Here is a 3,386-nt window from a genome sequence, read left to right on the forward strand (position 1 = left end):
CCACGCACTAAGACTCTACCCCTGAGAATAAACGGGGTGACCGCACACCGAGAAGCCGCCTGGCTGAATCTCAATGTCACGCGCAGAAATACGCAGCTACGCCAGAGCCGTCTTCTGATGTGTTATGACATTGCTCACCCCCTGACCGGCAGTGTGGTTTCAGTAGTTATTTTGTGGAAAGGTGCCGGTGAAGTTCTGAACGGCACCTTTACTGTCGGTATGCTGGTTGCCTATATGTCTTATCAGATGCATTTTTCTTCGAGTATAAGCAGCCTGACCAATAAGTTTTTTGCCTGGCGCATGCTTGATGTCTATAACGAGCGTCTGGCTGATATTGTGTTGACCCCGACAGAAGACCATCAGCAACAGCCCGTACAGGAAGACAGTAGGACTTCTGCCATTCCTTCTTTTTTCGTGGAGCAGTGTCCGAAGATACCCACCTCCCGTTATCCCTTAAACACATAATATTCAGTCACAAGGGGAGCAACTCACCAATACTCCAGGGGGTATCGCTGACTCTGCATCCTGGAGAAGTGGTAGCCATTACCGGTAAATCGGGATGCGGAAAATCAACGCTGGTAAAACTTATCCTGGGGATCCATATCCCTGATGAAGGAACGATCAGAACATTTGGCATACCGCAAGCGCACCCGGATTATTTTCAGGTACGCCGGCGAATCGGTACAGTGCTGCAGGATGACCATCTTTTCAGGGGATCCATTGCAGATAACATCATTTTCTTCAGTGAGGACCGCAATAATAAGCGAATGATCCATTGTGCCCAGCTGGCGCTCATCGACAGCGACATCAAGGCAATGCCGATGGGATATCAGACATTAATTGGTGAAACTGGTGGAGGGCTTTCCGGAGGGCAAAAGCAGCGCATTCTGTTGGCAAGGGCGTTATACAAGAAACCAGGATTTTTATTACTGGATGAAGCGACCAGCCATCTTGATGTTGAAAGTGAAATCCAGATAAGTCAGACATTACGACAGCTGCGACTCCCGGTCTTGCTGATTGCCCATCGCCAGGAAACGATAGCCTCTGCAGACCGGGTTCTGTATTTATCTGACGGAAATTTAAGGGAGCTGAATCACATGCACACAGTCGATGATGGCGGTCTTGTTTATGATCTTATTGAGGAATAACAGGTCAAAAATAAGCCTTAACGTACAATAATTTTCGATATCCAAACGGCCCCCTTACCGCGCCGGCGGACAGGACGGATACCTGGTACCGCCAGCTAGACGCCGCACTTCAGGCGCAGGGGATCACCGGCCTGACTGAGAATATTCGCATGGCCGTGGTCAGGCCTGAAGCGTCCCTGCGGCCGCTGCCGGCACCGGCGCGCCTGCTGCACGTTCTGCGCGATGCGGACCCGCTCACTGCTGCCGGGTATGAGGAAGACACGGAGGCTGCACTGACCGACCTGCTGGCCCGCGCGGGGTTCACCGGCAGCCAGACGCAGGAGCTGCAGTGGCACCGCATACGCTGGCCGCAGATGAGTCAGGAAGACGCTGACCGGCGCGAACTGAACGGCCTGCTGGATGAACTGGAGCAGCGACAGCTGTACTGCAACCGCGAACAACTAACGGAGATTGTGTTTTCACCGGTCCGCAAACCCGACGAGCGCTGGACGGACCGTCTGCAGTGGCTCCTGATGACGGACGCATTCGGGTTCAGCAGTCCGCTGTCCCGTGACGCGGGCGCTCGGGCGCTGGCGATCCTGGCCGGCTACACGGGACAGGAGGTGGCGGAACATCTGGCCAGGGTGACCGTCTGGAACGACCACAGCGCGGGGACGCCTTCATGAGCACAGGCAACGTCCATTTGATTGTGACCTGCACGCGTCGCAAAACCGTGCCTGCAGGTGATGCGGTCTTTCCGGATGAACGGAACAGACATTTTTCGGAACTCAGGAGAGGTAAATAAGGTTCAGGAAGGGGACCGAACCACCCTGCCACAGTCCCCTTAAGGAATGGAAACTGAGATTTGAGGCTCAGCGGAACAGTAACAGCCGTTTTCCGATTTCTAAACTCCCTCCGTACTGGACGCCAGGAGGATGAGTGTTCTTCCAGCGTCCAATGGAATGCTGGGGTGATTATTGGTTAGGCCGTAGATATTGATTGGGATTGTTTCAGGTTCGAGTTCGACCGTCCAACCAGCTTAAGCGATGCCCAGGAGTACCTTGTCAGCTATGGCCGCTTGAATGAGCGCGGCCAATATTTCGCCCCGGATTTTTTCGAGCTCAAGCTATAGCCAGTAGCTTTATCGGCTACTTAGCGCCCTAAATCAGCATGCGGTATTTGCTTAATTCTTTTACGGTTTGCGCCATACCTTGCCTTAGCAACGCTTCTAAATATTCATCAACCGACACGGGCGGTTTCCGTAAACTACTGCGCTGCGTAGTTACGGCCGAAAGCACAAGTGCTCTATTTAAATCAAATAAATCCATAACAAAATCGTCAGGATGCAACACTTCGATACCAAAGGCATCAAGAGCAGGTGCCGGAAAATCTTTAAGATTCAACGTCACAATGATTTCAGCATTGCTACGGACAGCAGCTGCGGCAACATGCCGATCATCTACATCAGGTAAATCAATGCTATCAATCAGAGGCTCAAAGCCGGTGACCAACGCATCAGGAATGGCTTTATTCATTAGCGTGGCAGTGCGTTTAATTTGATCTTCAGTTACATCCGTTCTGTTTGCTAACAGGTTACGTTGCCACTCATTTTCGATACTGGCTGACCATTTTGGTTGGTACAATCCGGTCAGCCCCAATCGAATCAGTAAATCCCGTAGAAATGACGGGTACAGTACGCAAGCATCTAAAACTACAGGATAAGGTGTGTGGTTCATTAGTAAAGTCCAAGCTCTTGGCTTAGATCTGCCAACTCCTGCATAGCTTTATTGCTATCGCTATCTCGCTGATCCTTGTACTTCATCAAATCGGCGAAAAGCACGCGGCGATGGCGACCTGTTTTATGAAAAGGCAGCTTCCCATCTTCCAGCAGTTTCACCATATGAGGGCGTGAAACATTCAGAATATTGGCGGCTTCCTGCGTGGTCAATTCAGCATGCACAGGAACGACTTGCACCGCGTTACCAAGTGCCAGTTCACCCAAAATCGACATAAGCAACGTCAGTGAAGACGTAGGTAGTTCGATTTGATGAGTTATGTTATCTGCATCCTGAATCGAAATTTTCTGTGTTTCCATTTTTGTGGAGAGGTAGGCGGCAAGCTCCCTTTGTCCACGTACAGCTGCCTCAATCTCCCCTTTAGCCGGAAGGCTAAGGCTATCAAGAATTGAGTTTGTCATTGTTTAGTATTCCAATTGTTTAGGTTTCGGTTTTACGGTTTCGGTTTTACGGTTTTACGGTT

At 50.9% G+C, this 3,386-nt stretch carries 3 protein-coding genes and 1 pseudogene; 2 read left to right on the forward strand and 2 right to left on the reverse strand.

Annotated features, from left to right (window positions below):
* Both UTM25_RS21155 and UTM25_RS21160 read left to right on the forward strand, forming a co-directional pair.
* Window positions 1-1,148 (forward strand): annotated as a pseudogene (locus UTM25_RS21155) (ATP-binding cassette domain-containing protein); the annotation flags it as partial.
* Window positions 1,149-1,303: 155 nt separating this feature from the next.
* Window positions 1,304-1,813, forward strand: a complete 510-nt coding sequence (locus tag UTM25_RS21160; protein ID WP_233469449.1) for a hypothetical protein — start codon at window positions 1,304-1,306, stop codon at window positions 1,811-1,813.
* Window positions 1,814-2,287: 474 nt separating this feature from the next.
* Here UTM25_RS21160 and UTM25_RS21165 read toward each other — a convergent pair whose 3' ends face one another.
* Window positions 2,288-2,863: a PIN domain-containing protein gene (locus UTM25_RS21165; RefSeq protein WP_261893180.1), complete on the reverse strand. Its 576-nt coding sequence runs from the start codon at window positions 2,861-2,863 to the stop codon at window positions 2,288-2,290.
* On the reverse strand, window positions 2,863-3,324 hold the full coding sequence (locus UTM25_RS21170) for a helix-turn-helix domain-containing protein (RefSeq protein ID WP_194401975.1): 462 nt from the start codon (window positions 3,322-3,324) through the stop codon (window positions 2,863-2,865). Before UTM25_RS21170 ends, UTM25_RS21165 begins: the two co-directional genes overlap by 1 nt.
* Window positions 3,325-3,386: the final 62 nt, after the last annotated feature.

Source organism: Enterobacter sp. 61D5 (genome assembly GCF_034107965.1).
GTDB lineage: Bacteria > Pseudomonadota > Gammaproteobacteria > Enterobacterales > Enterobacteriaceae > Enterobacter > Enterobacter cloacae_M.

Excerpts from the sequence above, each read along its gene's own strand:
- UTM25_RS21170 (WP_194401975.1), bottom strand. The coding sequence starts at position 3,324 with ATGACAAACTCAATTCTTGATAGCCTTAGCCTTCCGGCTAAAGGGGAG.
- UTM25_RS21165 (WP_261893180.1), bottom strand. The coding sequence starts at position 2,863 with ATGAACCACACACCTTATCCTGTAGTTTTAGATGCTTGCGTACTGTAC.